Below are 4,883 nucleotides of genomic sequence, written 5' to 3'. Positions count from 1 at the left end.
GTGTTCGATCGTGCTGCCGGTTTCCGGTGGCTTGTTCGCCTGATACTTCAATGATCCCAGGTCAGGGCTGGTTTGCCATCACTCTTAGGGTGCGAATACTTTCACGTTCCGGACCCGAACCGCCTGCCGCCCAAACAGAAAGCCGAGCGACACTCCAAACAGGCCCCGCCCGCCGCCGGTCCCGGCCACGACGACCCGACCCCAACGACCCCGCTACCTCTTCGTCGCCGCCAAACCACCCGCACCACGCACCACCCGACAGCCGAAGACAGGACCAGGGCCACGCTCCTACCTTGTCGTCGCTGACAAACGACCCGGGCTCCCTACCCACCCGCAGCCCGACGTCACGACCCCACCGGCTCTCCTGCCTCGCGGTCGCCGAAAAATGACCGCAGCCACCCGGCCACCGGCAACCCGGCAACTTCGAGCTCTAGCTCATGTTCTCGACAATCGTCGAGAAGTGCGACCGCACCCGCTCGTCGGTCGGGTCGTCCTCGGGCGTCCAGTGGATCGCCAGGCGCTCGTAGAGCGTGTCGCGCTGGGCCGGGATGCGGTCGGCGGTCCGGATCAGCTCGATCAGCTCCGACAGCCTCGAGCGGTGGCGCGCGCCGGCCGAGGAGATCACGTTCTCCTCGAGCATGATCGAACCCAGGTCGTCCACGCCCATGTGCATGCTCAGCTGCCCGGCGGCCTTGCCGGTCGTCAGCCACGACGACTGGAGATGCGTGATGTTGTGGAAGAACAGGCGCGCCACCGCCAGCAGCCGCAGGTACTCGATGGCCGTGGCCTGCGTGCGGCCCTTGAGGTGGTTGTTCTCCGGCTGGTAGGTCCACGGGATGAACGAACGGAAGCCGCCGGTCCGGTCCTGCACGTCGCGGATCATCCGCAGGTGCTCGATGCGCTCGGCGGCGGTCTCACCGGTGCCCATCATCATCGTCGCGGTCGACTCCAAGCCCAGGTTGTGGGCGGTCTCCATGATCTCCAGCCAGCGCTCGCCCGACTCCTTCAGCGGCGCGAGGGCCTTCCGCGGCCGCTCGGGCAGCATCTCGGCGCCCGCGCCGGCGATCGAGTCGAGTCCGGCGGTCTTGATGCGCTTGATCGCCTCCTCGATCTCCACGCCCGAGACCTTCGACATGTGGGCGATCTCCGAAGGGCCGATGGAGTGGATGACCAGCTCGGGGTAGGCGCTCTTGACCGCGCCGAACAGCTCCTCGTAGTACTCCACGCCGTACTCGGGGTGGTGGCCGCCCTGCAGCATCACCTGCGTCGCGCCGAGCTCGACGGCCTCGCCGCAGCGGCGGAGGATCTCCTCCATCGAGTGGGACCAGCCCTCCTCGTGCTTCGGGGCGCGGTAGAAGGCGCAGAACTTGCAGGCGGTCACGCACACGTTGGTGTAGTTGACGTTGCGGTCGATGAGGTAGGTGACGATGTTGTCGCCGATGACGCGTCGCCGGGCGGCGTCGGCCGCTTCGGCCAGCGGGTGGAACGGCGCTTCGGTGTACAGCAGCTGTGCTTCCTCGGCGCTGATGCGGCCGCCGTCGGCGGCGCGGGCGAGGACATCGTCAATCTCGGCCATGCACGAAGCGTATCCGGAGAACGGGCGCCGGTGCAGTCTCGGTCTTCGAGAATGACGGCCGGGTCTCGTCAGTCCACGTAGTAGAGCTCGGTGTGGATCCGCTCGGCCCCGGCCGATTCGAGGACCTCCTTGACGCCGAGGACCATCTCGTAGGGGCCGCAGAGGAACCACTCGTCGACCTCGCGGGGGTCGACCAGATCGGTGAGGACGCGCTCGAGCCGCTCGGGGGTGAGCCGGCCGGTGAGCAGCGGGCTCGGCCCCTCGGAGCGGGTGCGGATGTGGTGGAGGCGCAGCCGGTCGCCGTGGCGCCGCTGGAGCTCGCTCAGCTCGTCGGCGAACATCGTGGACGCCTCGGTTCGGTTGGAGTAGAGCAGGGTGACCGTGGCGCCCTCTTCGAGGGCGCTGGCGGTGATGGAGATGATCGGGGTGATGCCCGAGCCGGCGACGATGGCGCCGTAGTGGCCGTCAGGGCGGATGTCGGTGCAGAACACGCCGAGGGGCGGGAGCACTTCGAGGACGTCGCCGGGTTCGAGCTGCCGGTTGGCGTAGCCGGAGAAGGAGCCTTCGGGGATGGATTTGATGCCCAGGCGCAGGGTGCCGTGCTCGGCCAGTTCGCGCGGGGTCGAGGCCAGGGAGTAGGAGCGGCGCACTTCGCCGCCGTCGGCTTCGATGCGCTGGAAGGTGAGGTGCTGGCCGGGTTTGAAGTCGAAGGCTTCGCGCAGGGGCTCGGGGACGGCGAGGGCGACTTCGACGGCGTCGTCGGTCAGGCGGCGCACGCGGCTGACGGTGAGCTTGTGCCACGAGGGCCTGCGTTTGCGCTGCTTCAGTTCGACTGCCATGTCGTTCCCTTGCTGTGCGTACGTCCGGCCGGGAAGAATTCGGGCCCTTCTTCGGGCAGGGGGGCCACGTCGGTGTAACTCGCCGCGCGCCGGGCGAATTCCCGCAGTCCGGCCAGGTGGCGGTCGCTGAGGTCGAACTGGAGGCGCTGGAAGTACTCGGCGAGCGCGGCCGGTTCGAACGGCTCCCAGCGGGCGGCGGAGGTGACGACCTCGTCGATCTCTTCGCGGCAGCGGCGCACCGAGTCGCTGAAGGCGAGGTGGACGTCCTTGACCAGCCCGGGGTGGGCTTCGGCGTATTCACGGCGGACGGCCCACACGGCGAAGACCATGGGCAGCCCGGTCCAGTCCTTCCAGGCGGCGGCGAGGTCGAGCACGTGGTGGCCGGCGGGGTCGTGGTGGACGCGGAGGGCTTCGTCGCCGATGAGGACGGCTGCGTCGGCGTCTTCGAGCGCGGCGGCCAGTTCGGGCGGGCCGGAGGCGTACTCGGGTTCGAGGCCGTGGCGTCGTTCGAGGAGCATGCGGGCGAGGAGGACGCCGGTGCGGGAGGTGGAGGCGAGGGCGATCCTCGGGGCGTGCGGGAGCTGCTCGAGGGGGGTCTTGGAGACGAGGTTGACGCTCAGGACCGGTCCGTCGGCGGCGACGGCGATGTCGGGGACCAGGAGGAGCCGGTCGGCGTGGCGGAGGTATTCGACGAGGCTGACCGGTCCGATGTCGAGGTCGCCTTCCACGAGGCGGCGGGACAGCTCGTCGGGTGCGGCGCGGTGCAGGTCGACGTCGAGCAGCGCGCCCGACCTGGCCAGTCCCCAGTAGATGGGCAGGCAGTTGAGGAACGCGATGTGGCCGACCCTGGGACGCCGTGCGATGTTCACGCCCTCGACCGTATCCGGTCGGGCGGCCGGGCGACGAGAAGCGGCGCGGAAGGCCACGGCGCATCGGGCCCTCAGTCGGGTTCGTCGTCGGTCTCGTTGATCTCGACGGCGGCCTCGCCGAACTCGCTGTCGTCGGAGACGAGCGTGGCGAGGCGTTCGAGGACCGCCTCGTCGTCGCTGCTGAGCACGATCTCGTCGCCCGAGCGCACGTCCAGGGTCAGCACCTGGAGGATCGATTTGGCGTCGTGCGGCTCCTTGCCGGGCCGGGCGATCCGCACTTCCGCGTCGGATTCGGCGGCGGCGTCCACGAAGACGGTCGCGGGCCGGGCTTGGATCCCGACTTCCGTGGTCACTTTCACACGGCGTTCGGCCATGCTCCCCACCCCTCCTGGAGAAGCCTGTGAGCCGAGGACCGGCTCAGCAACAGCATGTACCGGGAAGGGAGCGCGCGGATGTGTTTTCTGCCTATTCGCGGCGATAGGCGGGTTCTGTGTGGCGTGTGGGGCGATCGTCTACCGGTCGGCGGGCGGTTCGGGGTCGCGGGCTCCGTAGACGGTCGGGCGTGGCAGCGGCATGTGCTCGGGCAGCTCGCCTTTGTCGACGAGGTTCTGCACGCTGGCGCGGCCGGGCCGGTAGGAGCCGTCGTCGGACTCCGGCGGCCATGAGGCCGGCGGCGCCTGGCCGGCGTCGGCTCGGCGGGCCTTGCTCGGCGGTTCTTCGAACAGGCTGATGTCGGGCGCGTCGACGATCTTCTTCGCCGAGGCGGGCTCGGCCGCGGGTTTCGGCTGCGGCGCGGGCGGCTCCGGCACGGCCTCGACGTCGGGCGGCGCGGCCTCGGAGATCGGTTTGTCGTCGGTCGAGGGCGGGTTCGGCGGCGTCGGTGTCGGGTCGGGGACCGGCTCGGGGTCGGGCACCGGCTGCGGTTCCGGTTCGGGCTGCGGCGGCCTGGGCTCGGGGTCCGGCGTGGGTTCGGGCGGCTTGGGTTCCCGGTCGTGGTCGTGGACGGTCTCGGCGGTCTCGACCACCGCGTGCTCGTCGGTGTCGATCTCCGAGGGCGCGACGGCGGCTTCGGCGGGCGCCGGGGTCTCCTCGGCGAAGGCTGCGGGCGTGGTCTCCGGCGCGGGTTCGACCGGTTCGGCTTCGGCGGCCGCATCGGACGCTTCGGCGTGGCGGTCGTCCTCGGTTTCCGGCTCGGTGTCGGCCTCGGGCTCTTCGGTCGAGGGCGGGGCGGGCGGCAGGGATTCGCCGGGCACGTCGCCGCCGAGGTCCTGCAGGGCCGATTCCTCTTCGGCGGAGAGCTCGACCGCGTCGTCGGCGGGCTCGGGATCGGGGACGTCGTCGTTCCACAGCGGCGCGTCCTCGTCCTCTTCCACGGCGGCTTCGGGCGCGGCGGCGGCCGGGGCGCGCTGCTCGGGTTCGGGCGCCGGCGGCGCGTCGGTTCCGATGGCGATCTCGGGCACCTGCGGCGGTGTCGAGGTCGGGGCGGGCGGAGCCGGCTCGGCAGGGGCCGGCGGCGGCACGGCGAAGGACTGGCCGGCGCCGGGCGGGGCGCTGTATCCCGCGCTCGGGGCCGGCGCGGCCGGCTGCGGCGGCGAGACC

Annotated in this window: 4 protein-coding genes and 1 pseudogene; all 5 read right to left on the bottom strand. The window is 70.8% G+C overall.

Annotation, left to right across the window (positions count from 1 at the left end; genetic code table 11):
• Window positions 1–430: 430 nt before the first annotated feature.
• Window positions 431–1,576 (bottom strand): radical SAM protein, encoded by a 1,146-nt coding sequence (mqnC, locus tag ACYVL2_RS19905; RefSeq protein ID WP_460546552.1) that lies wholly within the window; start codon window positions 1,574–1,576, stop codon window positions 431–433.
• Between the two features lie 68 nt (window positions 1,577–1,644).
• Window positions 1,645–2,415 carry a ferredoxin reductase domain-containing protein gene (locus tag ACYVL2_RS19900; protein ID WP_460546550.1) on the bottom strand — a complete coding sequence of 257 codons (771 nt, stop codon included), beginning with the start codon at window positions 2,413–2,415 and terminating at the stop codon, window positions 1,645–1,647.
• The gene (locus ACYVL2_RS19895) at window positions 2,400–3,284 is read right to left on the bottom strand and encodes a menaquinone biosynthetic enzyme MqnA/MqnD family protein (protein WP_460546549.1); all 885 of its coding nucleotides are present in this window, start codon (window positions 3,282–3,284) and stop codon (window positions 2,400–2,402) included. Before ACYVL2_RS19895 ends, ACYVL2_RS19900 begins: the two co-directional genes overlap by 16 nt.
• Window positions 3,285–3,355: 71 nt before the next feature.
• Window positions 3,356–3,658: an HPr family phosphocarrier protein gene (locus ACYVL2_RS19890; protein ID WP_460546548.1), complete on the bottom strand. Its 303-nt coding sequence runs from the start codon at window positions 3,656–3,658 to the stop codon at window positions 3,356–3,358.
• Between the two features lie 138 nt (window positions 3,659–3,796).
• A pseudogene (locus ACYVL2_RS19885) lies at window positions 3,797–4,883 on the bottom strand (hypothetical protein); the annotation flags it as partial.

The organism is Glycomyces halotolerans (genome assembly GCF_054779575.1).
The sequence above is the reverse complement of the archived record's forward strand: the minus strand, read 5'-3'. Positions and strand labels throughout refer to the sequence as shown.